Consider the following 24,253-nt stretch of genomic DNA (forward strand, 5'->3'; position numbering starts at 1 on the left):
TCTCAGGTAACGAATCTCTGCCTGCAGTTTCTCTAAATCGGAAGAATACTCCGGACCTTTTCCGTAAGTGTATTGCTTTCCAACAGGCTGTTCGAATCGATGTGTATCACCAGCCTTATACCATCTAACCCATGTCTGAACCTGTGTCTTATTCTTAATATTCAACTCCTGCAGGATCTCTTTCATAGGTACGCCTGCCAATCTCATTTCTACAGCCTTCTGTTTCACTTCAACCGGATAACTCACTCTTGTCCCCATAGAAAAAACACCTCCAAGTCTAATTTCGGATAACAATCATCCGTATTCAAACTTGAAGGTGTTTTTATTTGTCTCATCTTATGGGGTCAGTCCCTATACAGGAGGTTTTTTTCAGCTTTTAACATGCTGAAAGCTGTGTTTGTTTTTATTAATCCAGGCGACGGCTTCAAGCCAATTCTGCACCCTGATAATATTGGAATCGATGGGGAGCTGATTATATGGGGAGTTAAAAAGGATAACCGGAATGCCTGCTTCTTTTGCGATCATTGTCGCATTGCCGTGGTGATCTTCGAAAAATAAATCAATGCCGTGTTTTTTGACGGCTTCCACTTTGTGATGGCCTCCGACAAGCTCAATGTGATCGTAATGAATGTCCCGGTTTGCAAACCAGTCCAGTGTAACATCTTCTAAGTGGCCGCGTCTTGCCGTAATGTAGATCAGACGGTGCTCTTCTTTCAGTCCGTCCAGTGCCTGCTTGGCAAATTCCGCGAGCTTCGCTTCTTTATATATGGCTGCTTCATGAACGTTCATCCATTCCCAAAATTCCTCGTCTGTAATGTTCAAAAGCTTCGTCAGATCATAATCAGTCATATCATCCAAGGTAATGGAAAGATGAAATGAGCTGTTTAAATAAGGGACAAATGTATCCTGTGCCGTAACTGTGCCGTCAATATCTATACCTAACCGTAACATGTCCACACTCCTATAAATTCATCCCTTCAAGTGTAACATAAACAATTAACAATACCAGAAAAGTTTAGCAAACATGAATTCGTAAAAAACGCGGAAACTAAAAAAGCTCCTTTCATAAAAGAAAAAGGGGGAATTGAAGGTGGCATACGATTACGAAAATCGAAAAGGCAACGACTACTACGTGGATCATGGATCGGAAGGAACCGATATCACGCGTGATGTTTATTCAGAAGAAACAGCGGCCGAAATTTCAGAGCCATATCGTGCTTCTGACCGGGCAGCAGACCGTGATGATAATCGGGACGGAGTAAGTGAAGGCCGGGGGATAGGGTATGCAGCATTGGCTATTTCTATCATTTCCCTGTTTGTGCTCCCTGTTTTATTAGGGGCATGCGGCATTATCGTCGGCTATATCGCCAGAAGAAGAGGAGCAGGCGCTTTAGGCGGATGGGCGATGGGAATCGGTATTGTTTCCCTTGTGCTCGGCATCTTCATTACACCGTTTTTTTAACACAACGCAAAAAAAGCTTGGCGGAATATCCGTCAAGCTTTTTGTGTTTCTTGTTCTGCTTTTGCTTTTTCCGCTTCAAGCTTTGCGTAGTGTTCTTCTGCCAGCTTGTCGATTTCTTTTTTCAGCTCTTCGACCATGGTTTCTTCAGGGACTTTGCGGACGATTTGGCCTTTGCGGAAAAGAAGTCCTTCGCCGCGCGCGCCGGCAATCCCGATATCAGCTTCTCTTGCTTCGCCCGGTCCGTTAACGGCACATCCGAGAACGGCTACTTTAATCGGCGCTTTGACTTTAGAAATGTATTCTTCCACTTCATTTGCGATGCTGATGAGATCAATTTCGATCCGTCCGCATGTCGGGCATGAAATAAGCGTAGCCGCGTTTGAAGCGAGACCGAATGATTTCAGCAGTTCTCTGGCTACTTTTACTTCTTCAACCGGGTCGGCGCTCAGAGAGATCCGGAGCGTGTTTCCGATTCCTTTGCTTAAAATCGCTCCGAGTCCGGCCGCGCTTTTTACCGTTCCGGCAAACAGCGTGCCCGATTCTGTAATTCCGAGGTGGAGCGGATAATCAAATGCTTTTGAAGCTTTTTCGTATGCTTCTATGGCTAGATTGACGTCAGACGCTTTCATGCTGACGATGATGTCGTGAAAGTCAAGGTCTTCCAGGATTTTGATATGATGAAGCGCACTCTCAACCATTCCGTCAGCAGTCGGATAGCCGTATTTTTCTAAAATGCGTTTTTCCAAAGAACCCGCGTTTACGCCGATCCGGATCGGAATTCCTTTTTCTTTCGCTGCTTTTACGACGGCTTCCACTTTTTCGCGGCGGCCGATGTTTCCCGGGTTGATTCTGATTTTGTCGGCCCCGCCCTCAATTGCTTTTAATGCAAGCTTGTAGTCAAAATGAATATCGACAACGAGAGGGATGGAAATTTGTTTTTTGATGTCGGCAATCGCGTTAGCGGCGCGTTCGTCCGGACATGCCACCCGGACAATTTGGCAGCCGGCTTCGGCTAAACGGTTGATTTCCGCAACTGTTGCTTCTACGTCGTGTGTTTTGGTCGTCGTCATACTCTGAATGACGACTTCGTTATTTCCGCCTATTGTTAAAGGTCCCACTTTGACGGGACGCGTTTTTGTACGATGTGTGATTTCACTCACTTGTCAATCGCTCCTTAATTGTAGTTACCGCTTTTGCAGGCTGAGCCTTTTACATGTCAGGCAACTTCTATTTACATGTTATATTGTAACAGTGTATTTGCCGAACTGACAAGAAATTAACGTTTAATTGCGGTAGACGGGGAATTTATAAGCGGTGCCTGCCTGAATGGCATTTGCTTTTACATTCGGATTCAGCGCTTCAAAATCTTGTGCAATATCATCTGGCGCTTTATGTGCGCCGACTATCGACATCACCGTATCGCCTTTTTTGACCGTAACCGTTCTGTATGAAGATTCCTGTCGGGCTGGCTGTGCCGCCGCTGCGTATGCTGGAAGGTCTTGAGAAGGGATCGTGCCGATTTTAAGATCGTAAAAGATAATGAATATCACAAATAAACTGCCGAATACAAAAGTAAGCCGCTTCATTCCAACCGCCTCCCGCATACATTTTTACTTCATTGTATGCTTGTCCCATTTTGTTCATGACAAAAAAGAAGACCGCCGGGGGCAGTCTTTGTTACACAGCTGTTTTACTTCGCGGTATCTCTTTTAAGACGAGGAAAAGGATGATAAAGTTTACAAACCAATTCACTAAAAATTCACTCGGCACCGTAATAACAAGCGCGCGCATGATCGTAAAGAATATGGTCGAAAGTGTAATGGAATAAGCCGAAAGCTTCCAGAGCTGCTGGTAATTCAATGTCTTTCTTTGCGCATTTTTCAATATCAGGCCGATGACGGCGAGAAATGATACTTCAATGAATTTTCCGGCCGCTGTCATGATGAACAGCAAAATGGACAGGACAGTGACGATCATTGTTTTATTTTGGTTTAATGCTGATATGATTTCTTTTTTTGTGATATCAGCTGGCATCAGCGAATAATTCATTTCTGTCGCCTGTCCGTCTACAGCAAGCACCATTTTATTTTTCAAAATGCCGATCGCATTTTGTTTCGCCGCTATTTGTTTCGCGCCGTAAGCATCTGTCGGATCAAACACGATGACGAACCCGTTCGCTTCCGTTTCCTTAGAGGCGGATGCTTTCGTCTGCAATTCTCCGTTTGAAATGCTGAAATCAGGGAAATCTTTCTTTAACACGGTTTTGAAACCGTTCATTGAGTTTACGGTGCCTGAGGAAAGGTAATAAGCGCTTGGCAGCGTAAAAAGGACAGACAGCAAAAATACATAAAGGATCGCTTTTCCTATCCCCTGAAAACGTGTTTTTGCAATATCCGCCGGAGAGTATGTACTTTTCAATAAAGCCGTAAATATGTTCAACATCTTCACTTCCTAGCCTAAACTGGTATATGTTGCTTATTGTATCGTTCACAGGGGATGAACACAAGTGAGAGTATTTAAAGCGGTGATAAGGAATCATACATAATAAGATAAAGCGGGAAGCGGTGATCGCCCGCAAAACAAAGGAGGGTGTTTTTGTCATGAGTGTTTTGTATTGGCTGATTATCATTGCGGTCTTCGTCATTGCTTTTATCGGGCTTGTATATCCGGTGATTCCAAGCGTTATTTTTATTGTGGCCGGTTTTCTTCTCTACGGATTTTTGTTTTCCTTCAGTCCTTATTCTTACCTGTTTTGGCTCATTGAGGCGGTATTTGCGGCCGTTTTATTCGCAGCTGACTATGTGTCAAATTTACTTGGCGTTAAAAGGTACGGAGGAAGCAGGGCGGCAATCTGGGGAAGCACGATCGGATTATTGATCGGACCCTTCGTTATTCCCGTGGCAGGCATTATATTAGGCCCGTTTATCGGTGCTCTCTGCGCTGAGGTGTTTGTTCATCAAAAGGATATCAAGTCCGCGGCAAAAGTGGGGCTCGGCTCGTTAATCGGCTTTTTAACAAGCGTGGCGGCAAAAGGCGTCATTCAGCTCTTTATGATCGGGTATTTCTTATGGACGGTGCTTTAGAAAGGTTTAATTTCGGCCGTGAACGGATAAAGTGTAATATGTCTGCTGGAATCGCCGGATTGTGAGCTTTTTCATTGATTACCACGCTTTCTTTTGTTACATTGAGATTAGAAAAGTTCGCGTTAAGCGGCATTTCAGTACATATATTTAAAGGAGGAAAAAATTATGGCTTACAAACTTCCAGAATTGCCTTACGCTTATGATGCTTTAGAACCTCATATCGATAAGGAAACGATGACGATTCACCATACGAAGCACCATAACACATACGTGACAAACCTCAACAAAGCGATCGAAGGATCAGCGCTTGCAGAGAAATCTGTAGATGAGCTTGTTGCTGATTTGAACGCAGTGCCGGAGGACATCCGCACGGCAGTCCGCAACAATGGCGGCGGACATGCAAACCACTCTTTATTCTGGACTCTTTTATCTCCGAACGGCGGAGGCGAACCGACTGGTGAGCTTGCTGAAGAGATCAAAAGCACGTTCGGAAGCTTCGATCAATTTAAAGAAAAATTCGCCGCAGCAGCTGCAGGCCGTTTCGGTTCAGGCTGGGCTTGGCTCGTTGTAAACAACGGCAAACTTGAAATTACAAGCACGCCAAACCAAGATTCACCGCTTTCAGAAGGTGAAACACCTGTTCTCGGTCTTGATGTTTGGGAGCACGCGTACTACCTGAACTACCAAAACCGCCGTCCTGATTACATTTCAGCTTTCTGGAATGTTGTGAACTGGGATGAAGTTGCCCGTCTTTACAGCGAAGCAAAATAATTGAGTTGAATGATCACAAGGTCTCCCGCGGGAGGCCTTGTTTTTTTATTGACTTTGATTCCTTTTACATATCTCAGTTTGAGTGAGACAAACTAATGTGTAGTAAAGGGGAGTCAATGATGAGCAAAATAAAAAAAATTATCGGCGACATCGAAATAAATAAAGGGCTGCTGCTGTTATTGACGATTGGCGGCCTTTACTCATTGGGCATCGCGCTGTCAAATACATTTGTCAACGTGTATTTGTGGAAGCAGTCGGGAAAATTTATTGATTTGGCCATATACAATTTGTCGGTCGTGACGATGCAGCCGGTTACCTTTCTGCTAGCTGGCCGGCTGGCTAAAAAAATTGACAGGGTGTTTATTCTCAGGTTCGGCGTTATCTTTTTGGCCGCTTTTTATTTAAGTGTGCTGCTTGCCGGAGAAACTGCGGCTTCCCGTCTCGTTTTGATAGGGGCCGTGCTCGGAGTTGGATACGGCTTTTACTGGCTGGCTTTTAATGTGCTGACTTTCGAAATCACGGAACCGGAAACGAGAGATTTTTTTAACGGGTTTTTAGGCATTTTGTCTTCATCGGCGGGTATGATCGGTCCGATTGTGGCCGGATATGTCATTTCAAGACTTGAAAACAATACGGGTTATACAATCATTTTCAGCCTGTCGCTCGGCTTATTTGCCCTTGCCGTGGTAATGAGCTTTTTTCTGAAGCGGAGGGAGTCGAAAGGCCGGTTTATGCTGAAAAAAGTTTTTGATGAGCGCCACACGAATCTGAATTGGCGCCGGATTACCAACGCGCACTTTTTTCAAGGCTTGAGAGAAGGGATTTTTGTTTTTTTAATCAGCGTATTTGTATTCATTGCGACAAACAGTGAGCTGGCGCTCGGAACATTCGGTCTCGTCAATTCCGCGGTTTCTTTTTTTGCCTATTATTTTGCATCAAGGCTCATCAAAAAAAGAGCGCGGAAAAAGGCGATTCTTATCGGCGGATTGATCTTGTACGGCGCCCTGTTTCTCATAATTTTTAAAATGAGCTTCACGACGCTCCTTTTGTACGGAGTGTTTATTGCGATCGGCTATCCAGTTCTGCTCGTGCCGTATGTCTCGCTTACATATGATGTGATAGGCCGGGCGCGGCTTGCCAGAAAAGCCAGAATTGAATACATTGTGCTCAGGGAGTTATTTTTAAATGCGGGCCGGATCGTTTCCATCCTTTGTTTCCTTGTCATCGTTACATTGTTCAAGGAAAAAGTGGGAATACCGGCGGCGCTCGTGCTGCTCGGAGCCGGCCATCCGCTGATTTATTACTTTATAAAAGACATCAAACTGGATACGGAAACTTCTGATGAAACAGTAGAAGAAGACCGACAAAAACAGGCGGCGGAACCGAATTTTATAAAAGGAGAAAGATAAAAGGGTTATCTGTAGAAAAATATCGAAAAAACCTTTAGAATGAAAAATGGCACCTGAACAGAAGGTGTCATTTCTTTCTGTAAATAAGAAAAGGTGATGTCATGAGGAGAAATAAAAAGAAAATAGCTGTAAACAAAGAAAAGAAAAAATCACTGCCGATCCGGCTTAATTTTTTGTTTTTGGCCGCGTTTCTTATTTTCACTTGGATTATCGTCGAGCTTGGCATCAAGCAGATCGTTCAGGGTGATGATTATAAAAACGCCGCTAATAAGCAGGAGGAGTCTGATGTCAGCACGGCGGTTCCGAGAGGGAAAATATACGACCGGAACCTAAATCCCATCGTAACGAATAAAGCATTAAATGCGATTACATATACACGTTCAGCCTCAACCACCCAGGCGCAGCGTTTGAAAATCGCAAAAAAACTGTCGGGTATGATTAAGGTAAGCACCAAAAAGGTGACTGAGCGGGATAAAAAAGACTATTGGATGTTAACGAGGCCTGATGAAGCGAAAAAACTGATTACGGCCGAAGAAAAGCAAAAAGCTGAAGACAAAAAACTGTCTGACGATGATTTATATCAGCTTCAGCTGAAACGCATCACAGACAAACAGCTGAATGAGCTCACTTCAAAAGACATGCAGATTCTTGCGATCAAAAGGCAGATGGATTCAGGCTACTCCCTGACGCCTCAATACATCAAAAATGAAGGCGTGTCGGCAAAAGAAATGGCCGTCGTCAGCGAACATTTAGATGAACTGCCGGGAGTTGACGTGACGTCTGACTGGGAACGGTCTTATCCTTATAAAAGCCTGATCCGGACATTGCTCGGCAGTGTATCCAGTTCGAACGAAGGTCTCCCGTCCAACCTGCTGGATCACTATCTGTCACTCGGCTACAGCCGGAATGACAGGGTCGGAAAAAGCTATTTAGAATATCAATATGAAAGCCTGCTGCAGGGTCAAAAAGAGAAAGTGCAGAACTTAACCGACTCATCCGGAAATGTCACGGGCAGCAAAGTGATTTCAAAAGGACAGGCCGGCAAAGACCTTGTTTTATCCATTGATATGGACCTGCAGAAATCCGTTGAAAAAATCATTGAGAAAAATTTAAGATCGGCAAAAGCGAGACCGAGCACGAAGCTTCTTGATCGGGCCTTCGTCGTCATGATGAACCCGAAAAACGGAGAAGTGCTGACGATGGCCGGCAAACAGATTACGAATGACCATGGAAAGTACAAAATTAATGATTATGCCCTCGGCGCAATGACTTCCTCCTACGCAATGGGATCGGCGGTCAAAGGAGCGACGGTGTTGACCGGACTGCAGACGGGCGCGATTAATTTGAACACCGTTTTCCAGGATGAACCTATGTATTTCAAGGGAAGCAAAAACCCGAAAAAATCATGGACGAATTTAGGTCCCGTAGATATCCAAAAAGCGCTTCAGGAATCGTCAAACGTGTTCATGTTCAAAACGGCGATTGCCGTCGGTAAAGGGGAATACAAAAAAGGCCAGTCCCTGCCGCTTGATATGAAGGCATTCGATACTTTCAGATATTACTTCAATCAGTTCGGACTCGGAGTTAAGACGGGAATTGATCTCCCGAATGAAGCGACCGGGTACCAAGGGTCACAGCGAATTTCCGGTCTTCTGTTAGACTTTGCCATCGGACAGTATGATACGTTTACACCGCTGCAAATGGCGCAGTATGTATCTACAATTGCCAATGGAGGCTATCGTTTGAAGCCTCAGCTTGTAAAAGAGGTCAGGCAGCCTGATTCGAAAAAAGGAATCGGAGCCGTTGTAGAGTCTGTTCAGCCCCAAGTACTGAACAAGATTGATATGAATAATGCAGACATTAAAGAAGTGCAGGCAGGTTTCAGACGTGTCATGACAAAAGGGACAGCCGCAACTGATTTTGCGACGGCGACATACAGTCCTGCCGGTAAAACGGGTACGGCGCAATCTTTCTATGACGGTCCGGACAAATCAGAGACGGGTGAAGGAACGTATAATACGACTCTTGTCGCTTATGCACCTGCGGATAATCCGGAAGTGGCTATTTCTGTAGTCGTTCCTTGGGCCTATATTGATTACAGCGATCGATATTCGATTACGAATGATATAGGAAGAGCAGCTCTGGACAAATACTTTGAGCTGAAAAAGAAACAAGAAGATAATAATACGAAGCAGAAAAACGAAGATAAAATTCAGGAAGACGCTGAAAACGGCAATACAAATCACTAACAGAAAAACGCTCACAACTTGTGAGCGTTTTTTTTTATACAAAAAAACATCCGGATTTACAAAACCTTAACACTTGATTTATACGCATTTTACAAGAACCCTTTACTCTAGACCTGTAGGACAAATTACACATTAAATGCAGGGGGAATTCAGGAAATGAAAAAAAACAAATGGATGCTTATGCTTCTGATGGCTGCTGTTATGATTGTTGCTGCAGCATGCGGAAATGCAAAGGAAAGCGGCAAGACAGACAGTCAATCTGCAAGTGAGGATAAAAAAGCATCAGGTTCTTTAACCATTTCTGGTTCATCAGCCATGCAGCCGTTAGTACTGGCAGCGGCGGAAAAGTTTATGGAAAAACATCCGGATGCTGATGTGCAGGTGCAAGCGGGAGGTTCAGGAACAGGTCTTTCGCAAGTGTCTGAAGGGGCAGTGCAAATCGGCAACTCAGATGTCTTTGCTGAAGAAAAAGAAGGCATTGATGCAAAAGCCCTAAAAGACCACCGAGTAGCGGTAGTGGCGATGGCGGCTGCGGTCAACCCCGGTGCGGGCGTAAAGGATATAACCAAAAAACAGCTGACAGACGTCTTTACAGGAAAAATTAAAAACTGGAAAGAGCTTGGCGGTAAAGATCAAAAAATTACACTCGTGAACCGTCCTGATTCATCAGGAACACGCGCTACGTTCGTCAAATACGCGCTTGACGGAGCAGATCCTGCTGAGGGCATTACAGAGGATTCCTCCAATACAGTCAAAAAAATCATTGCGGAAACGCCGGGAGCTATCGGTTATCTGGCATTCTCTTATATAAACGATGACAAAGTAACGCCTTTATCGATCGGAGGCATCAAACCGGAAGAGAAAAACGTCGTCACAGGCGAGTATCCGATTTGGGCTTACGAGCACTCTTATACGAAAGGTGAAGCGTCAGGCCTTACAAAAACGTTTCTTGACTATATGAACAGCGATGAAGTACAGAAAAGTATCGTAAAAGATCAGGGCTACATCCCGATCTCTGATATGAAAGTCACACGTGACGCAAACGGCAAGCAAAGCTGAGGGGAGGGCGGGCTCCCCGCCTCTTCTTCCTTATAGGAGTGTAAACAAATGATAAATCACAGAGAAAAAGAGTCTGTAAGCGAACGCTTAATAAGCTCAAAACAAAACAGGCAATTGGATGAAGTCCGCGGAAGGGTGATTGTGTCTGTGTGTGCCGCGATTATCATTGCGGCATCAGCGGCGATCACAATTTTTCTCGGCATTAAGGGGCTGCAATCTTTTTTTGTAAATGGTGTAAGCCCGATTGAGTTCTTAACAAGTCTGAATTGGAATCCAACCCAGGCAAAACCTGAGTTCGGCGCGCTGCCTTTTATTTTCGGATCATTTGCGGTCACGGTTCTGTCCGCTCTGATCGCAGCGCCCCTCGGAATTGCGGGTGCCGTGTTTATGACGGAAATTGCGCCGACTTGGGGAAAAAAGGTGCTGCAGCCGGTAATTGAGCTGCTTGTCGGCATTCCGTCCGTCGTTTATGGATTCATAGGTCTTACAGTATTGGTTCCGTTTATCGGCTCATTTAAATCAAGCGGAACGGGTCACAGCCTTCTGGCGGGGACGATCGTACTCTCGGTAATGATTCTGCCGACTGTTACATCGATTTCCGCTGATGCGCTTGCGTCACTTCCGAAACATCTTCGCGACGGTTCATACGCGCTTGGTGCGACGAGGTGGCAGACAATCAGAAAGGTGCTTATCCCGGCGGCGTTTCCGACATTGCTGACCGCCGTCGTGCTCGGGATGGCAAGAGCGTTCGGAGAAGCACTCGCCGTACAGATGGTTATCGGAAATACAAAGCTTCTGCCGGAAAGCCTGCTTGATACGGCGGGAACATTAACGACGATTATTACGTTAAACATGGGCCATACCACATACGGCAGTATTGAAAATAATACGTTATGGTCTATGGGGCTTGTTCTTCTTATCATGTCGTTTCTGTTTATATTGCTCATACGCTACTTGTCATCTAGGAGGAAAGTGTAATGAACCGGAAAATAACGGATAAATTGGCCACCGGTGTATTCGGGTTATGCGCCGCTGTAATCGCGGCGATTTTGGCAGGATTGTTTTTGTACATTCTTATTCACGGCGTCTCTGAAATCTCCTTGCATTTTCTTACGTCAAAATCGAGCGCCATTGCGTCAGGCGGCGGAATACGGGATCAGCTTTTTAACTCCTTTTACATTCTGTTTATCACCATGCTGATCACGATACCGCTTGGAGTGGGGGGCGGCGTCTTCATGGCTGAATATGCGCCCCAAAATAAAATCACTAATTTTATCAGAACGTGTATTGAGGTTCTGTCTTCGCTTCCGTCCATTGTCATCGGGATGTTCGGCATGCTGATGTTTGTAAACCTGACCGGATGGGGTTACACGATTATCGGGGGCGCGCTCGCATTAACGGTCTTTAACCTTCCCGTTATGGTCCGGGTGACGGAAGGCGCGCTCACTGCAGTTCCTAAGGAGCTGAAAGAAGCTTCTCTCGCTTTAGGCGTATCGAGATGGCATACCGTCAAAACGGTGCTGGTTCCGAGTGCGGTTCCTTCGATTTTAACCGGAGCCATTCTCGCATCCGGAAGAGTATTCGGAGAAGCGGCCGCATTGTTATTTACAGCGGGACTGACAACGCCGCGGCTGAATTTTACGGATTTGAACCCGTTTTCTGAATCATCTCCTTTCAACATTTTCAGGCCGGCTGAGACGCTGGCGGTTCATATATGGAGTGTCAATACACAGGGAATCATCCCTGACGCCGAAGCGATTGCAAACGGCGGCTCGGCGGTGCTGGTGATTTCGGTGCTCTTGTTTAACCTTTGTGCAAGATGGCTCGGATCTGTCATTTATAAAAAGCTTACGGCAAATTAATCGGAAAGAGGCGAAAACATGATTGATCACATCATCAGGGAACATGCGGAACAGACAAAGCGTTCGCCGGAGTCTTCAATTTTGGAAGTGAAGCATCTATCAATTTATTACGGTGACAAACAAGCGGTTAAAGATGTAAACATGGATATTGAAAAACATGCGGTGACGGCTCTGATCGGTCCCTCCGGCTGCGGGAAATCAACATTTTTGAGACAGATTAACAGAATGAACGATGCCATTCCTTCGGCAAGAAGCGAGGGAGAGATCCTTTATGAAGGGCTGAATATTTTGGGGGAAGCGATTAATGTCGTGTCTCTCAGACGGGAGATCGGTATGGTGTTTCAAAAACCGAATCCGTTCCCGAAATCCATTTACAATAACATCACACATGCGCTGAAGTATGCGGGGGAACGCAGGAAAGCCGTTTTGGATGATGCGGTCGAGGAAAGCTTAACGAAGGCGGCGCTTTGGGAGGAAGTTAAAGACCGGCTTCATTCATCGGCTCTTTCGTTATCAGGCGGCCAGCAGCAGCGTCTTTGCATCGCCCGTACGCTTGCGATGAAACCTGCCGTGCTACTTTTAGATGAACCGGCCTCAGCTCTGGACCCTATTTCAAACGCCAGAATCGAGACGCTTTTGACAGAACTGAAAAAAGATTATTCGATTATTATCGTTACGCATAACATGCAGCAGGCGCTTAGGGTGTCTGACCGAACGGCTTTCTTTTTAAACGGGGAAGTGGTGGAATACGGGCAGACAGAACAAATTTTCACGAGTCCTAAAGCGCAAAAGACAGATGACTACATTAACGGAAAGTTCGGATAGGGGGAAGGACTGTGAGCCTTGTGAAGGAAGCGGTGCACACACAGAATTTATTTGATATTCACGGCATGAACGTATGGTACGGAGCCCACCAGGCTTTAAAAGACATTACGATCGGTTTTGAGGAGCGGAAGGTAACTGCGATCATCGGTCCGTCCGGCTGCGGGAAATCCACTTTTATTAAAACATTAAACTTAATGCTGCAAATGGCCCCGAATGTCAAAGTGACAGGCGACATGATCTATAACGGGCGCAATCTGCTGAAAGAAAAGACGGATGCGGCAGAATTAAGAAAACAGATCGGTATGGTGTTTCAAAAAGGCAATCCGTTTCCCCAGTCAATATTTGAGAATGTCGTGTACGGTCCGAGAATTCACGGCGAAAAAAATAAAAAGAAACTGCTTGAAATCGCCGAGGAATCTTTAAAGGCAGCTGCGCTCTGGGATGAAGTGAAAGATCGCCTTCACCAGCAGGCGCTTTCACTGTCAGGCGGTCAGCAGCAGCGGCTGTGCATCGCAAGGGCGCTCGCCACAAAACCGGACGTCCTTCTGATGGATGAACCGACGTCTGCTCTTGATCCCGTGTCCACGCGGAAAATAGAAGAGCTGATTTTGACATTGAAAGAAAAGTATACAATCGTCATTGTGACGCACAACATGCAGCAGGCTGCGAGGGTCTCTGATCAAACCGCATTTTTCTATATGGGCGAACTGGTAGAGTGGGGCGATACGGGCAAAATATTTTCTCAGCCGGATCATCAAAAAACACATGATTATATCACCGGAAAATTTGGATAAAAAAACGGGCCCGGCCATTGACCGGGTCCGTTTTATACTGCCTATTAAAAAAGCCTGCCGGCCGTATCCATCTGAATGGACGATGCCTGCAAGCTTTTTTAGCGGGTTAATGTTTTGACGATTTTTTTAAAGCTCATATCTGAGTCGACTTTGAAATGGCCGGCGCGGATTTCTTTATGGTAGCCTGCGTCAATGACGTAATCATTAAAGTCCTTCGCTGAAGGAATAATCCCTTCTTTTTCAAGAATGGATGACACATCAGCAGTGCTCATTCCGTCTTTAATCGTCAGTTTGTATGTTACTTTTTTCTTTTTGGCGTCTGTGTTTTGGTCGTTGTTTAACGATTTTTCTTTAGAATCAAGCAGTTTTTGATAGTCATCTCGGTTGACGGAGACTTTTTGCTGATCGTCGAGGTAGCTGTTTACTTCTTTTTCTGTCAATGCTGTTTTTTCGGTTTTAACGGCGGCTGCCTGGTCATGGTCAGTCAAATAGAAGACAGCGGCGAGAACGGCCGTCGCTAAAATCATGCCTGCTGCAAAAGCCTGAATGCCCCGTTTTGTCATACGAGCACCTTCTCATTATCTTTAATAATGGTATTGACGTCCTCGACAGACACGTGCTCCGCTTTTGCGATAGCTTCCGCAGACATTCCGTTGTTATATTTTGAAATGATTTGTTTGGCGATTTTTTGGTTAATGCCGCTGCTTTTGGCTTTGCGGATCACGAGGTTGGTTTCCAGCAATTCTTCTTCAAGCACCGTCATTTTCTTTTTCAACTTGTAAATTTCCTGCATGGCGGAAAGCTGAAGCGTTTCAAGCTCCTGTTCCACGTCTTTCATCGGATCTCTTTGAGAATATGAGAATGCAATAAGCGCTATACTGACGATAAACAACGCAATAATAGCAATTTCCACGTTTCATCACCTTCTATTATTAATTTGCCCTTCTTTTTTATACCATAAAACGCCGCCATTCTAAAGGAAATAGAGAAAAAAACGGAATTTTGTCGGGAAATCTTTTTTATTCGGGGAGCAAACGGTTATTTCTCTATAGATTTCGTATCAGAAAGTCCTTTTTTGTCCTGTTTCGTCATATTTTCCCTTCATCTGACGCAAGCTCATTCAGAGGATCAGAAGCATAAACTGATGTTTTCTGCACTTAAACAACATTTCATGTAAATCACTCTAGCATTCCGTCCATTATAGTGGTATTATATATAAGTCTGAATAAGTAAATGATATTTAGTTTGGAGGGAAAATAATGCGCGTTAATATTACTTTGGCTTGCACTGAATGTGGTGAGCGTAACTATATTTCTAAAAAGAACAAACGCAACAATCCGGACCGCGTTGAATTTAAAAAATATTGCCCACGTGATAAAAAATCTACGTTACACCGTGAAACAAAATAAGCTGTTTAAAGCAGCGGAAAAAGCTGGAGCTTTCAATAAAGTTCTGGCTTTTTTGTCTTTCAGGGAGGTTTGAGAAACGTGAAAGCACAAATCAGAACCGCTATAAAAGCAAAGCTTTCTGACATGACAGAAAGTGAATGGGAGAAAAAATGCCGCAGCATGCGTGAAACGCTGTTTTCTTTAAAAGAATGGAAACAGGCCCGCGTGATCGCCGTTACCATCTCGACACGCCTGGAAATTCCGACACAGCCGATTATTGAACAGGCCTGGAAAGAGAAAAAACAAGTCTGTATCCCAAAATGCTTTCCGCAGACGGGAGCGATGGAGTTCCGTACATTTTCTGCGTATGATCAGCTGGAAACCGTATATGCGGGCCTCAGTGAACCGATCGAGAGCCTGACGGAAAAAGCCGCCCAAACAGACATTGACCTTGTGGTTGTGCCCGGCGTGGCTTTTGACCGGGAAGGCTTCAGAATCGGATACGGCGGAGGATATTATGATCGGTACCTCTCCGGTTATAAAGGCCGTACCGTGTCGCTTCTCTTTGACTGCCAGCTGACAGACCGCATTCCCCGCATGCCCCACGATATTCCGGTCGATATGATCGTGACTGAATCTGAAACCATCGCTTAATCGCATAAAAAACTTCTTGCACCGGAATAATTCTCGCTGTTTGACAAACGATAGGGGCAGGAGGGATAAGATGAAAAAATTGTTGATCTACTCATTATGCGCCGTATCTGTTTTAGCCGTTTACCAAAACCGCTACCGTCTGATGAACAGCGTGCTCAGCCAGCCGGGGATCAGACGGTCATTCATTCATTTCTTTTTAAAAATACCGTTTATCAGAAACAAATTCATTCAGCAGGCATTTTAAACAAATCCCGTTTTTCAGCGGGATTTTTTGCATAAGAAAACCTGCCGGTAAAAAACGGCAGGTTTTCTCGTATTGTCAGCTCTTTTTCAGGAAACCGAGCAGAATTGAGATCATAGGAGAAATGTACAGGAAAAAGGTAAACGGCAGGTAGTCGATGACGGAAACCCCTAATGCGCTTGCCATAAAAGCGCCGCTTACTCCCCAGGGAATCAGCGGGTTGATCAATGTTCCGCCGTCCTCAAGCGACCGCGCAAGGTGAATCCGCTTAATGCTGAGCTTGTCATATAAAGGTTTATAAGATTGACCCGGAATTAAGATCGACAAATACTGCTCACCTGTCGCAAGGTTTACGCCTATACTTGAGAAGACGGTCGCCATGACAAGACGTCCTTTCGTATGCACGCCTTTTATCAATCCTTGAAGCAGCGCCGCGATCAGGCCCGTTTTTTCCATCAGGCCGCCGAGCGCAAAGGCGATCATGATCAGAGAGACTGATCCCATCATCGATTGGAGCCCGCCTCTGTTGATAATGCTGGCCACAGCCTGGTCGCCGGTTTTAAACGCCGTCCCGCTTTGCAGGGCGGATATAAATCCTTGAATGCTGCTGTCAGGAATAAAAACAGCAGTCAGAAGCCCTGCGGAAATAATACCGGCGGTAAGCACCGGAATCACGGAAACCCGTCTCACAGCTAAAATGATCACCAACAGAGGTGAAAGAAGCGACCAAGGCGTAACGTGCACGGCCTCTTTTATTCCGGAAATGACCGCATCAATATTTTGCGTTGAAGCGGCATTTATTGAAACCGATGAACCGAGAATATAAAAAAGAACAATCGTGATCAGCAGTGCCGGAACGGTAGTGCCCATCATATGGCGAATATGCTTAAAAATCGGAATTTCGCCGATTCCGGCGGCAAAATTCGTCGTGTCGGACATCGGTGACATTTTATCACCGAAACAAGCCCCGCAAATGACTGCTCCCGCCGTCCATTCGAGCGGAACTCCCGCCGCGCTTGCTACCCCTAACAGCGCGACGCCGATTGTACTGACAGTTGTCAGACTTGAGCCGACAAGCGTGCTGATAATCATGCAGGAAAATAATGCGGTCAAAAGCAGCTGACTCGGCTGTATAATTGACAAAGCGTAAACGGTGACGGTGGGAATGGCGCCGCTGTACATCCAGGCGCCGATCAGCACACCGATCAAAGCCAGCACGATAATCGGCTGCACACCGTTTTTCAATCCGCTGACAATTCCTTTTTCAAGACTCTCCCACGAGAAACCGAGCCACAAACCTGCCAGAGACAGAATAATGACGCAAAAGAACAGCGGCATATGCGGCTCTGTATGAAAGAAAAACAGGCAGGAAATAATGACTGCTAACATCAAGACAAATAAACTGATGGCTGAGATGAACGTCAGCCTTTTTTCTTGTTTCAAAACAACACCCCATCAAACTTTAATCCTTTTGTGCTTTTGGGCACGAAAGTATTGTAACAGAAAAACGCATAAATGAGTGTTTTTTTACAATTGTGAATATACAATTTATGAAAATAATACAAGGATATTTTCTCCAATCGTTTTTTGCTTGACGCCCGGATCAGTGATGAAATACGCTTATACTAAGAAGAATAGAAATGGTGAAGAAGATGAATTCATTTTATGACGTGCAGCAGCTGTTTAAGTCATTCGGACATATCGTTTATTTCGGTGACAGACAAGCCGAAATTGACTTTATGAAAGATGAATTAAAGGAAATGTACTTGTCAAACGTGATTGAAAGAGAATTATGGCAAAAAGCCGCCGGAGTTCTTCAGAGAGAATCGGAGCGGATCAAAGGCAGATAACACAGCAGGATTTTAATAAGAAAAGGAGATTATTATGGAAGATACATGGTTTGCGGGGATTGATCTTGGCGGAACAACCATCAAGCTGGCCTTTATCAACATGTACGGTGAAATTCAGCATAAATGGGAAGTTCCGACCGATAAATCAGGAAACACAATTACGGTCACGATCGCCAAAGCGCTTGACCAGAAGCTGGAAGAACTGAACAAGCCGAAACGGATCGTAAAATGGATCGGAATGGGAGCGCCCGGACCCGTGGAAATGACGACGGGGATGGTCTATGAGACGACAAATATGGGGTGGAAAAACTATCCGCTGAAAGACCATCTCGAGGCGGAAACGGGTATTCCGGCCGTCATTGAAAACGATGCCAATATCGCGGCGCTCGGAGAAATGTGGAAGGGTGCAGGTGACGGGGCCAAAGATGTCATTTTAGTGACGCTCGGAACCGGAGTCGGCGGAGGCATCATCGTCAACGGAGAAATCGTTCACGGAAAAAACGGGGCCGGCGGAGAAATCGGTCATATTTGCAGTATTCCGGAAGGAGGAGCTCCGTGCAACTGCGGAAAATCCGGCTGCATCGAAACGATTGCGTCCGCAACCGGCATCGTCCGCATCGCGAAAGAAAAGCTTGCGGCGGTTTCCGACTCTTCGCTCTTACAAGTGCGCGATCTGACAGCACGTGACGTGTTCGATGCGGCTAAACAGCAGGATAAGACAGCGCTTGAAGTCGTCGATTATGTCGCAAAACATTTAGGCCTCGTGCTCGGAAATCTGGCAAGCGCCATGAATCCGACGAAAATCGTGCTCGGCGGAGGCGTGTCTAAAGCGGGTGAAATCCTGCGGTCAAAAGTGGAAGAGACTTTCAAAATCACCGCATTCCCGCGTTCTGCGGAAGCGGCGGATATTTCGATTGCGGCACTTGGAAATGACGCCGGAGTCATCGGCGGGGCGTGGATTGCCAAAAATGAATGGCTCAAACATCAAAACTGCTGAAGAAAGTCTGCCTGCCCATATCGCGGGCGGCTTTCTTTTTTTATCTCCCCAGTCATATAGTTTTAAAAAAGGGGGATGAACATGGCGGGAATTCGTGTCAAACCTGAATTGAAACAGCATATGAAAGATATTGCAAAGGTGCTTTCAATTGATGAAAAACTGTTGAAAGCCGCTGATAAAACGGCGGAAAATGATGAATTATTTTGTCCCGGCTTTGCCGTGAGCGGGCAGTCAGAGGGTCCGCCGCTTGAGACGCTGAGCGGGCTTTCGCGATACATCCGGCACTGTGAAAGGATTCTTTCCGCTGATCAATGGGTGAAGGAAGAAAAGGTGTACGACTCCCAATCGGTTTATGAAGAAATTGAGAAAATAACGGATGTCTTTCCGTTTGTCACGTGCCGTAAAATCGGCAGTTCCGTATTGGGAAAGCCGCTTTATGAGCTGAAAATAGGTGCGGATACGGCTGAAAGAAAAGTCCATGTAAACGCCTCATTTCATGCCAATGAATGGATCACCACCTCGGTCGCGCTTAAATGGTGTAAAGAATATTGCGCGGCATTATGCGAAAATAAAACCGTTTTCGGGCACTCTGCGCTTGATATATTCAGCCTGACATCATTGTCATTCGTTCCGCTCGTAAATCCCGACGGTGTTGATCTCGTACTTTACGGATGTGAAGATTTATCAGAAAAAAATGAATTTCTTAATCGATTAAATGAACACCGCCCGGATTTCCGCGAATGGAAGGCGAATATAAACGGTGTGGATTTAAATAAACATTTCCCATCCAATTGGGATATTGAACAGAGGCGCAAACCGAAAGCCCCTTCATACCGTGATTTTCCGGGGACGGCGCCGCTCACTGAACCGGAGGCGCAGGCAATGCACCGGCTGATAACGGAGCAGCCGCCTGACAGGCTGATCGCGCTTCATACGCAGGGAAAAGAGATTTATTGGGGATACGAAGGATGTGAACCGGAGCAATCATCCCGGATGATTCGGGAGTTTGAAGCGATAAGCGGAAACCGCTATCAAGGCGTTAAAACCATTGACAGCCATGCGGGTTTTAGGGATTGGTTTATACAGCAGTATGGAAAAGAGGGCTATACCATTGAGCTCGGGAAGGGAAAAAACCCTTTGCCTTTTCATCAGTTTGCTGATATTTATCAAGCGACGGAAGGTATTTTGTGGAGGTCGCTTGTTTTTTGAGACATCTGTGAAATTTCTCATTTGTTTACATAAACAAATATGGGACAATAGAAAAGAATGGAGGGAAGGCTGGTGAGATACTTGGTTTGTGTTCTGCTGTCCGCATTCGTTCTGTGTTTAGCGGCCTGTGAACCATCTCATCAGCAGCAAGACACAGGCGTTTCGGCAAAATCGGCAGAACAGAAAATCGTTCCGCTCAGTAAAAAGGAAGCGGAGAAAACGGAAGGATGGCTGGATAACAGAACGATCCTGTATACAGCACATCATCAGCTGATGAAATATGATCTTTTCAGCGGAAAATCCGAACGGCTCTATGAAACAAAGGGCAATATTGTCAATGTAAAGATCAGCCGGAAAAAACAGCTGATTCTCGTACAGGTGACAAGCAGCGGTCAGACTGAGCTTGTGCTTATGAACAAGCAGGGGAAAAGACTTTATCACAAAGCCTTTAACTCTTATGAACTGGAGACGGCTTGGAATCCGTATGACCCGTATCAAATGATGATTACCGTTTTTACTGAAACATGGGACTTCACAGCCTATACGGCCGATATGAACAACGGCATTTTAAAAAAGAGTCCCGTTCAGGCCCCTTTTGTCCATTGGACCTCCACTGATGAATTCCAATATATCAAGCAAGGAAAAACGGAGGAAGAGGGTCCTTTATATTCTTATGACTTGCAGACAAAAAAAGAAAAAAGAGTGCTTCATCACGTCATCTGGGCCGATTCCCGCCCGGGCATGACGATTGCCGTCAGACAAACGGATCAATCGGACGGAGACGGCGAGTTCCTTTTCCAAAAGCCGGCATCCGTGACGCACCGCTTTCCTCTCCAAAAAAAGTATCAGAGCTTTGCGCCGATGGAATATGATTACGATCAGACACACAAGCGGTTTTACATATTCAAGCCTGAAGGCCGCTCTTACAATCTGATCAGCTTTGACTTAGGAGACGAACGGGAGCGGACGGTGCTCAAAAACACGGAAATGGAGCCGATTCAGATCTCTCCGAACGGGGAATACGCTTTATACGGCTTTACGTATGACCGTCTGATTTCACTGAAAACAGGCATGACAGAACCAATCATAACAAATGAAAAAGGAGTTTGAACCAAATGGCAATTGCAGATGTGACAATCATTCCGATCGGAACAAAAACACCGAGCGTCAGTGAGTATGTAGCGGATGTGCAAAACATTTTGGAGGGTTACAAAGCTGCCGGCAAGATCAAATTTCAGCTCACGCCGATGAACACTTTGATTGAAGGTGAGCTGAGCGACTTATTCGCAGTCATTCAGGACATTCACGAAGCCCCGTTCCAAAAAGGGCTGCACAGAGTGGCGACAAATATCCGCATTGATGACAGACGTGATAAAGAAACGACACTGGAGAGCAAAATCAAAAGTGTCAGCAAACATTTGCAGCAATAAAAAATAAGCCTGTATCCATTGGATACAGGCTTTTAATGTGCAGTCGGATAGCCGCTGGTTACAACGGTCATTACGGTAAACCAGCCAAACACGCCCAGCGTTGCGGCGGCTAACAAAAATCCCAGGATATTTCTCTGTCTGACAGCCCGCAGGACTCCTAATACAGCTAATAATGCGACAAGGCCGAAGATTACAACAAGTAACATCATGCTCCTCCTTTGTCATTGGAACCTGAAAATCTTTCCATTTCATTTTAACCGTTTTCATTTTGTTTGTCGATAGCGTTTTCCCGGCCGCATTCATTGAATCTTCCGCAGAAAACCTTCATAATAAGGGCATATACATAAAGAGGTGATGAAAGTGAAATGGAGACGAATGCCGGCCGGTCCGATTCAGGCAAACGCGTATTTTCTTGTCAGTGAGGATCAGTCCTGTCTTATTTTTGATCCGGGCGGGGAAGCGGACAAAATCAACAATTACATAAAAGAAAACAATCTGAAGCCGCTGGCCATCTTACTGACGCACGCCCATTTTGACCATATCGGCGCGCTTGACGAAGTAAGAGACAGATGGGATGTTCCCGTATATCTTCACAAAAATGAAGAAAAGTGGCTGGAGGACTCTACCTTAAACGGATCGGGCATATTGCGGGGCATCGCCGTAACGGCACGGCCCGCCGAACGGCTCATCGAAGGCGACGGCATTTTGGACATCGGGCCTTTCCATTTGGAGACATTGTTTACGCCGGGACATTCACCGGGAAGCGTTTCTTATTATGTGAAGGACGCGGATCTGGTGATTTCAGGTGATGTGCTCTTTCAGGGAGGCATCGGCCGAACTGATTTACACGGCGGAAGTCAGGACGTATTGCTTGATTCCATTCATCAAAAACTGCTCACGCTTCCCGGACATACACTTGTATTAAGCGGGCACGGGCCGGAAACGGATATCCAGACAGAGCAGGAGCGAAACCCGTTTATCAATGGTTTTTCACTGTAAATGAAAAAAGACAGACCATAATCGGTCTGTCTTTTTCTGTCAGTGGGTTCCGCCGCCCGGTGTCATAATAAAAATAGAGTAATATGTAAATCCGGCGAAAAATACGGTTAAGTAAGCTCCGAAAATATAAATATACATCCGCTCAGTCAGATTCAAATAAGAAAGAAATACGAAAAAGATCGTCTGTCCAAAAAACAAAAGTGAAGCGTCTTTCATGCCCCCTAAAAAAAACATGACTGCAAATATCCCCGTCCAAAATCCTAACACCCGGAACATGCGATTCATTCCTTATCCCCTCCCGAGAGTCTATCTGAAGTTTATTATAATAGATCGGCACTCGAAATGTAAACATTTTCATGATTATATTTATTGTGGAATTTATGTCTTTCCCTGTGTTTTATATCTTATGCCGCTCTCTGAAAAAGATCCGAAAAATCTTTTTGAAATATGTTTAATGAAAAAAAGTTCAGGGTACTTATGTTAACAAAGAGACGGATTATCCGAGGGAGGAATTTTTAAAAATGAAAGAACTTATTTTTTATTCATACCCGAGCTGCACATCATGCCGAAAAACGAAACATTGGTTAAAAGCCCACAATGTTGACTTTCAAGAGCGCCATCTATTCAGGGAGACACCGACAATTGATGAATTGAAGCAGATCTTATCATTAACGACTGAAGGAATTGATGAAATATTGGCGACGAGAAGTCAAACATTTAAAAATCTCAACCTGAACATTGAAGAAATGACTGTAAATGAAGTGCTGAAGCTTTTGACTGAGAAGCCGAAACTGCTGCGGCGTCCGATTCTGATCGATCGCAATAAGCTCGTTATCGGATACAATCCGGGAGAACTGATGAAGCTGACGAAGAAAAAAACGGTACATCAATCTGTATCATAAGAGAAAAACGAAGATCCGCTGATCAAAATTTATCAGCTAATCTTCGTTTTTTGCGGTTGCGGGACTGGGCTAGCTGGATTCGAACCAACGATCACGGAGTCAAAGTCCATTGCCTTACCGCTTGGCTATAGCCCATCGGATGTAATTACAGTATGTGCGTCCGGCGCCGATTTATACATACAAAGGAATTTGAATGGAGGAGACCCGTGAAACATTTGAGTGAAACATTATCTCGAACCTTAATTGAAGAATCAGGTGAAATCACACGCCAGTGGCTGCTCATACCAAAATCGGGGCGGCCTACAGATGATCAGAAAGCGGAAATGCAGCACCGTCTGTTAATTGAAATCGTTGCCGGCATTTTATCGGAAAAAGACGGCGGGGAAGAGGAGCTGACAAAATGGGCGCTTCAGTTCGCAAGGGACCGGGCCGTCCATGAAGTACCGGTCTATGAAAGCGTCACGAGCTTTAAAGAATTCCGGAGATTGGTCTGGAACCGCATACAGACGTGCTGTGAAACAATGTCTGAGAAGCCTGGGGCGAATGCGGTATTCCATTGGGGAGAGAAGCTGAACAAAGCAATTGACCATATGATTGAAGTATTTACAGAGGAATATTATAAAGTGACGGTTACACAATTAAACGCCCAAAAAGAAATGATTAACGAACTAAGTGCGCCGATTATGCCGATTGCCGACGGTATTGGAATTTTGCCGCTCGTCGGCGAAATTGACACCTACCGGGCAAAAATGATTTTGGAATCGGTGCTTGACCAATGTTCTTCACTCCGTCTTTCTTATTTATTTTTAGATATATCAGGTGTGCCGATTGTGGATACGATGGTCGCTTATCAGATTTTTAAAGTGATTGACAGCACAAAACTTCTTGGCATAGAAACGACAATCTCAGGCATCAGGCCGGAAATCGCGCAGACCGTCGTGAAGCTCGGCATCGATTTTTCTCAGGTGAAAACGGAGCAGAGTCTGGCGAAAGCGCTGGCAAAAAACGGATTTATCGTAAAAGAATCATTAAGATGATAAAAAGCTGAATGGTCGGGAGGGATTTCTCC

At 45.3% G+C, this 24,253-nt stretch carries 31 protein-coding genes and 1 tRNA gene; 21 read left to right on the plus strand and 11 right to left on the minus strand.

From position 1 onward, the window contains the following. On the minus strand, positions 1 to 258 hold a 258-nt coding region (locus BR62_RS0109000), incomplete at its 3' end, for an IS3 family transposase (protein WP_032870582.1). Positions 259 to 369: 111 nt separating this feature from the next. After that, positions 370 to 951: a nucleotidase gene (locus tag BR62_RS0109005; protein ID WP_032870585.1), complete on the minus strand. Its 582-nt coding sequence runs from the start codon at positions 949 to 951 to the stop codon at positions 370 to 372. A gap of 133 nt (positions 952 to 1,084) precedes the next feature. On the opposite strand from BR62_RS0109005, the gene BR62_RS0109010 reads away from it, so the two are divergent. Beyond that, positions 1,085 to 1,462, plus strand: a complete 378-nt coding sequence (locus BR62_RS0109010; protein ID WP_087920773.1) for a DUF308 domain-containing protein — start codon at positions 1,085 to 1,087, stop codon at positions 1,460 to 1,462. Positions 1,463 to 1,494: 32 nt separating this feature from the next. Here BR62_RS0109010 and ispG read toward each other — a convergent pair whose 3' ends face one another. The 3 genes from ispG to BR62_RS0109025 all read right to left on the minus strand — a co-directional run bounded on the left by ispG (position 1,495) and on the right by BR62_RS0109025 (position 3,904). Continuing rightward, positions 1,495 to 2,613, minus strand: coding sequence for a flavodoxin-dependent (E)-4-hydroxy-3-methylbut-2-enyl-diphosphate synthase (ispG, locus tag BR62_RS0109015; RefSeq protein ID WP_169510269.1), 1,119 nt, complete (start codon positions 2,611 to 2,613; stop codon positions 1,495 to 1,497). A 132-nt stretch (positions 2,614 to 2,745) separates the two neighbouring features. Continuing rightward, positions 2,746 to 3,048 (minus strand): LysM peptidoglycan-binding domain-containing protein, encoded by a 303-nt coding sequence (locus tag BR62_RS0109020; protein ID WP_007408299.1) that lies wholly within the window; start codon positions 3,046 to 3,048, stop codon positions 2,746 to 2,748. A gap of 91 nt (positions 3,049 to 3,139) precedes the next feature. Then, positions 3,140 to 3,904, minus strand: coding sequence for a DUF1189 domain-containing protein (locus tag BR62_RS0109025; protein ID WP_020954234.1), 765 nt, complete (start codon positions 3,902 to 3,904; stop codon positions 3,140 to 3,142). Positions 3,905 to 4,062: 158 nt separating this feature from the next. Between BR62_RS0109025 and BR62_RS0109030 the strand changes: the two genes are divergently transcribed. The 9 genes from BR62_RS0109030 (at position 4,063) to pstB (BR62_RS0109070) (ending at position 13,514) form a co-directional block, all read left to right on the plus strand. After that, positions 4,063 to 4,545 carry a DUF456 domain-containing protein gene (locus BR62_RS0109030; protein WP_015240226.1) on the plus strand — a complete coding sequence of 161 codons (483 nt, stop codon included), beginning with the start codon at positions 4,063 to 4,065 and terminating at the stop codon, positions 4,543 to 4,545. Between the two features lie 165 nt (positions 4,546 to 4,710). After that, the gene (sodA, locus tag BR62_RS0109035; protein WP_032870587.1) at positions 4,711 to 5,316 is read left to right on the plus strand and encodes a superoxide dismutase SodA; all 606 of its coding nucleotides are present in this window, start codon (positions 4,711 to 4,713) and stop codon (positions 5,314 to 5,316) included. Positions 5,317 to 5,435: 119 nt separating this feature from the next. After that, entirely contained in the window at positions 5,436 to 6,725 is a 1,290-nt protein-coding gene (locus BR62_RS0109040; RefSeq protein ID WP_012118002.1) for an MFS transporter, read from the plus strand. Positions 6,726 to 6,826: 101 nt separating this feature from the next. Continuing rightward, positions 6,827 to 8,974 carry a penicillin-binding protein 2A gene (pbpA, locus tag BR62_RS0109045; protein ID WP_015240224.1) on the plus strand — a complete coding sequence of 716 codons (2,148 nt, stop codon included), beginning with the start codon at positions 6,827 to 6,829 and terminating at the stop codon, positions 8,972 to 8,974. 156 nt (positions 8,975 to 9,130) lie between these two features. After that, positions 9,131 to 10,033 (plus strand): phosphate ABC transporter substrate-binding protein, encoded by a 903-nt coding sequence (locus BR62_RS0109050; RefSeq protein ID WP_007408304.1) that lies wholly within the window; start codon positions 9,131 to 9,133, stop codon positions 10,031 to 10,033. A 48-nt stretch (positions 10,034 to 10,081) separates the two neighbouring features. Continuing rightward, a complete protein-coding gene (gene pstC / locus BR62_RS0109055) occupies positions 10,082 to 11,011 on the plus strand; it encodes a phosphate ABC transporter permease subunit PstC (protein ID WP_007612605.1) in 930 nt (309 codons plus the stop codon). Beyond that, the gene (pstA, locus tag BR62_RS0109060) at positions 11,011 to 11,895 is read left to right on the plus strand and encodes a phosphate ABC transporter permease PstA (RefSeq protein ID WP_032870589.1); all 885 of its coding nucleotides are present in this window, start codon (positions 11,011 to 11,013) and stop codon (positions 11,893 to 11,895) included. Before pstC ends, pstA begins: the two co-directional genes overlap by 1 nt. A gap of 18 nt (positions 11,896 to 11,913) precedes the next feature. After that, on the plus strand, positions 11,914 to 12,720 hold the full coding sequence (gene pstB / locus BR62_RS0109065) for a phosphate ABC transporter ATP-binding protein PstB (RefSeq protein WP_032870592.1): 807 nt from the start codon (positions 11,914 to 11,916) through the stop codon (positions 12,718 to 12,720). 11 nt (positions 12,721 to 12,731) lie between these two features. After that, complete coding sequence (gene pstB / locus BR62_RS0109070; protein ID WP_003153040.1) at positions 12,732 to 13,514, plus strand: phosphate ABC transporter ATP-binding protein PstB; 783 nt, start codon at positions 12,732 to 12,734, stop codon at positions 13,512 to 13,514. A gap of 98 nt (positions 13,515 to 13,612) precedes the next feature. On the opposite strand, the gene BR62_RS0109075 is transcribed toward pstB (BR62_RS0109070), so the two are convergent. Both BR62_RS0109075 and BR62_RS0109080 read right to left on the minus strand, forming a co-directional pair. After that, complete coding sequence (locus tag BR62_RS0109075) at positions 13,613 to 14,077, minus strand: endolytic transglycosylase MltG (protein ID WP_007408308.1); 465 nt, start codon at positions 14,075 to 14,077, stop codon at positions 13,613 to 13,615. After that, on the minus strand, positions 14,074 to 14,427 hold the full coding sequence (locus BR62_RS0109080) for a hypothetical protein (protein WP_003153047.1): 354 nt from the start codon (positions 14,425 to 14,427) through the stop codon (positions 14,074 to 14,076). Before BR62_RS0109080 ends, BR62_RS0109075 begins: the two co-directional genes overlap by 4 nt. Positions 14,428 to 14,773: 346 nt before the next feature. On the opposite strand from BR62_RS0109080, the gene rpmG reads away from it, so the two are divergent. The 3 genes from rpmG (at position 14,774) to BR62_RS19555 (ending at position 15,800) form a co-directional block, all read left to right on the plus strand. Further along, positions 14,774 to 14,923: a 50S ribosomal protein L33 gene (rpmG, locus tag BR62_RS19160; RefSeq protein ID WP_003153056.1), complete on the plus strand. Its 150-nt coding sequence runs from the start codon at positions 14,774 to 14,776 to the stop codon at positions 14,921 to 14,923. Between the two features lie 78 nt (positions 14,924 to 15,001). Next, positions 15,002 to 15,556, plus strand: a complete 555-nt coding sequence (locus BR62_RS0109085) for a 5-formyltetrahydrofolate cyclo-ligase (protein WP_025285003.1) — start codon at positions 15,002 to 15,004, stop codon at positions 15,554 to 15,556. A 70-nt stretch (positions 15,557 to 15,626) separates the two neighbouring features. After that, the gene (locus BR62_RS19555; protein ID WP_007408311.1) at positions 15,627 to 15,800 is read left to right on the plus strand and encodes a hypothetical protein; all 174 of its coding nucleotides are present in this window, start codon (positions 15,627 to 15,629) and stop codon (positions 15,798 to 15,800) included. A 75-nt stretch (positions 15,801 to 15,875) separates the two neighbouring features. Here BR62_RS19555 and nhaC read toward each other — a convergent pair whose 3' ends face one another. Continuing rightward, entirely contained in the window at positions 15,876 to 17,240 is a 1,365-nt protein-coding gene (nhaC, locus tag BR62_RS0109090) for a Na+/H+ antiporter NhaC (protein WP_015240219.1), read from the minus strand. 197 nt (positions 17,241 to 17,437) lie between these two features. On the opposite strand from nhaC, the gene BR62_RS0109095 reads away from it, so the two are divergent. The 5 genes from BR62_RS0109095 to BR62_RS0109115 all read left to right on the plus strand — a co-directional run bounded on the left by BR62_RS0109095 (position 17,438) and on the right by BR62_RS0109115 (position 21,283). After that, positions 17,438 to 17,647, plus strand: a complete 210-nt coding sequence (locus BR62_RS0109095; protein ID WP_007408313.1) for a YqgQ family protein — start codon at positions 17,438 to 17,440, stop codon at positions 17,645 to 17,647. Between the two features lie 34 nt (positions 17,648 to 17,681). After that, positions 17,682 to 18,644, plus strand: a complete 963-nt coding sequence (gene glcK / locus BR62_RS0109100) for a glucose kinase GlcK (protein WP_015240218.1) — start codon at positions 17,682 to 17,684, stop codon at positions 18,642 to 18,644. An 81-nt stretch (positions 18,645 to 18,725) separates the two neighbouring features. Beyond that, positions 18,726 to 19,853: a M14 family metallopeptidase gene (locus BR62_RS0109105; RefSeq protein ID WP_032870594.1), complete on the plus strand. Its 1,128-nt coding sequence runs from the start codon at positions 18,726 to 18,728 to the stop codon at positions 19,851 to 19,853. Between the two features lie 72 nt (positions 19,854 to 19,925). Next, complete coding sequence (locus BR62_RS0109110; protein ID WP_020956082.1) at positions 19,926 to 20,963, plus strand: YqgU-like beta propeller domain-containing protein; 1,038 nt, start codon at positions 19,926 to 19,928, stop codon at positions 20,961 to 20,963. Positions 20,964 to 20,968: 5 nt separating this feature from the next. Continuing rightward, on the plus strand, positions 20,969 to 21,283 hold the full coding sequence (locus tag BR62_RS0109115) for an MTH1187 family thiamine-binding protein (RefSeq protein WP_003153073.1): 315 nt from the start codon (positions 20,969 to 20,971) through the stop codon (positions 21,281 to 21,283). A 32-nt stretch (positions 21,284 to 21,315) separates the two neighbouring features. Here the strand turns inward: BR62_RS0109115 and BR62_RS19165 are convergent, their stop codons facing one another. After that, positions 21,316 to 21,489 carry a DUF2759 domain-containing protein gene (locus BR62_RS19165; protein ID WP_003153076.1) on the minus strand — a complete coding sequence of 58 codons (174 nt, stop codon included), beginning with the start codon at positions 21,487 to 21,489 and terminating at the stop codon, positions 21,316 to 21,318. Between the two features lie 154 nt (positions 21,490 to 21,643). On the opposite strand from BR62_RS19165, the gene BR62_RS0109125 reads away from it, so the two are divergent. Next, the gene (locus BR62_RS0109125; RefSeq protein ID WP_032870596.1) at positions 21,644 to 22,282 is read left to right on the plus strand and encodes an MBL fold metallo-hydrolase; all 639 of its coding nucleotides are present in this window, start codon (positions 21,644 to 21,646) and stop codon (positions 22,280 to 22,282) included. A 39-nt stretch (positions 22,283 to 22,321) separates the two neighbouring features. On the opposite strand, the gene BR62_RS0109130 is transcribed toward BR62_RS0109125, so the two are convergent. Next, positions 22,322 to 22,567, minus strand: coding sequence for a DUF2626 domain-containing protein (locus tag BR62_RS0109130; protein ID WP_003153078.1), 246 nt, complete (start codon positions 22,565 to 22,567; stop codon positions 22,322 to 22,324). A 236-nt stretch (positions 22,568 to 22,803) separates the two neighbouring features. Between BR62_RS0109130 and BR62_RS0109135 the strand changes: the two genes are divergently transcribed. Continuing rightward, positions 22,804 to 23,184, plus strand: a complete 381-nt coding sequence (locus tag BR62_RS0109135) for a Spx/MgsR family RNA polymerase-binding regulatory protein (RefSeq protein WP_003153079.1) — start codon at positions 22,804 to 22,806, stop codon at positions 23,182 to 23,184. Between the two features lie 64 nt (positions 23,185 to 23,248). On the opposite strand, the gene BR62_RS0109140 is transcribed toward BR62_RS0109135, so the two are convergent. Further along, a tRNA-Gln gene (locus BR62_RS0109140) sits at positions 23,249 to 23,319 on the minus strand. Between the two features lie 71 nt (positions 23,320 to 23,390). Between BR62_RS0109140 and BR62_RS0109145 the strand changes: the two genes are divergently transcribed. Then, on the plus strand, positions 23,391 to 24,221 hold the full coding sequence (locus BR62_RS0109145) for an STAS domain-containing protein (protein ID WP_015240214.1): 831 nt from the start codon (positions 23,391 to 23,393) through the stop codon (positions 24,219 to 24,221). Positions 24,222 to 24,253 lie beyond the last annotated feature (32 nt).

The organism is Bacillus sp. UNC69MF (assembly GCF_000746035.1).
GTDB lineage: Bacteria > Bacillota > Bacilli > Bacillales > Bacillaceae > Bacillus > Bacillus velezensis.

Bases quoted from the DNA above. Each gene is read 5' to 3' on its own strand.
- BR62_RS0109005 (WP_032870585.1), bottom strand. From the start codon at position 951: ATGTTACGGTTAGGTATAGATATTGACGGCACAGTTACGGCACAGGAT.
- BR62_RS0109020 (WP_007408299.1), bottom strand. From the start codon at position 3,048: ATGAAGCGGCTTACTTTTGTATTCGGCAGTTTATTTGTGATATTCATT.
- BR62_RS0109025 (WP_020954234.1), bottom strand. From the start codon at position 3,904: ATGTTGAACATATTTACGGCTTTATTGAAAAGTACATACTCTCCGGCG.
- BR62_RS0109030 (WP_015240226.1), top strand. From the start codon at position 4,063: ATGAGTGTTTTGTATTGGCTGATTATCATTGCGGTCTTCGTCATTGCT.
- sodA (WP_032870587.1), top strand. From the start codon at position 4,711: ATGGCTTACAAACTTCCAGAATTGCCTTACGCTTATGATGCTTTAGAA.
- BR62_RS0109040 (WP_012118002.1), top strand. From the start codon at position 5,436: ATGAGCAAAATAAAAAAAATTATCGGCGACATCGAAATAAATAAAGGG.
- pbpA (WP_015240224.1), top strand. From the start codon at position 6,827: ATGAGGAGAAATAAAAAGAAAATAGCTGTAAACAAAGAAAAGAAAAAA.
- BR62_RS0109050 (WP_007408304.1), top strand. From the start codon at position 9,131: ATGAAAAAAAACAAATGGATGCTTATGCTTCTGATGGCTGCTGTTATG.
- pstC (WP_007612605.1), top strand. From the start codon at position 10,082: ATGATAAATCACAGAGAAAAAGAGTCTGTAAGCGAACGCTTAATAAGC.
- pstA (WP_032870589.1), top strand. From the start codon at position 11,011: ATGAACCGGAAAATAACGGATAAATTGGCCACCGGTGTATTCGGGTTA.
- pstB (WP_032870592.1), top strand. From the start codon at position 11,914: ATGATTGATCACATCATCAGGGAACATGCGGAACAGACAAAGCGTTCG.
- BR62_RS0109075 (WP_007408308.1), bottom strand. From the start codon at position 14,077: ATGACAAAACGGGGCATTCAGGCTTTTGCAGCAGGCATGATTTTAGCG.
- rpmG (WP_003153056.1), top strand. From the start codon at position 14,774: ATGCGCGTTAATATTACTTTGGCTTGCACTGAATGTGGTGAGCGTAAC.
- BR62_RS19555 (WP_007408311.1), top strand. From the start codon at position 15,627: ATGAAAAAATTGTTGATCTACTCATTATGCGCCGTATCTGTTTTAGCC.
- BR62_RS0109095 (WP_007408313.1), top strand. From the start codon at position 17,438: ATGGTGAAGAAGATGAATTCATTTTATGACGTGCAGCAGCTGTTTAAG.
- glcK (WP_015240218.1), top strand. From the start codon at position 17,682: ATGGAAGATACATGGTTTGCGGGGATTGATCTTGGCGGAACAACCATC.
- BR62_RS0109105 (WP_032870594.1), top strand. From the start codon at position 18,726: ATGGCGGGAATTCGTGTCAAACCTGAATTGAAACAGCATATGAAAGAT.
- BR62_RS0109115 (WP_003153073.1), top strand. From the start codon at position 20,969: ATGGCAATTGCAGATGTGACAATCATTCCGATCGGAACAAAAACACCG.
- BR62_RS19165 (WP_003153076.1), bottom strand. From the start codon at position 21,489: ATGTTACTTGTTGTAATCTTCGGCCTTGTCGCATTATTAGCTGTATTA.
- BR62_RS0109130 (WP_003153078.1), bottom strand. From the start codon at position 22,567: ATGAATCGCATGTTCCGGGTGTTAGGATTTTGGACGGGGATATTTGCA.
- BR62_RS0109135 (WP_003153079.1), top strand. From the start codon at position 22,804: ATGAAAGAACTTATTTTTTATTCATACCCGAGCTGCACATCATGCCGA.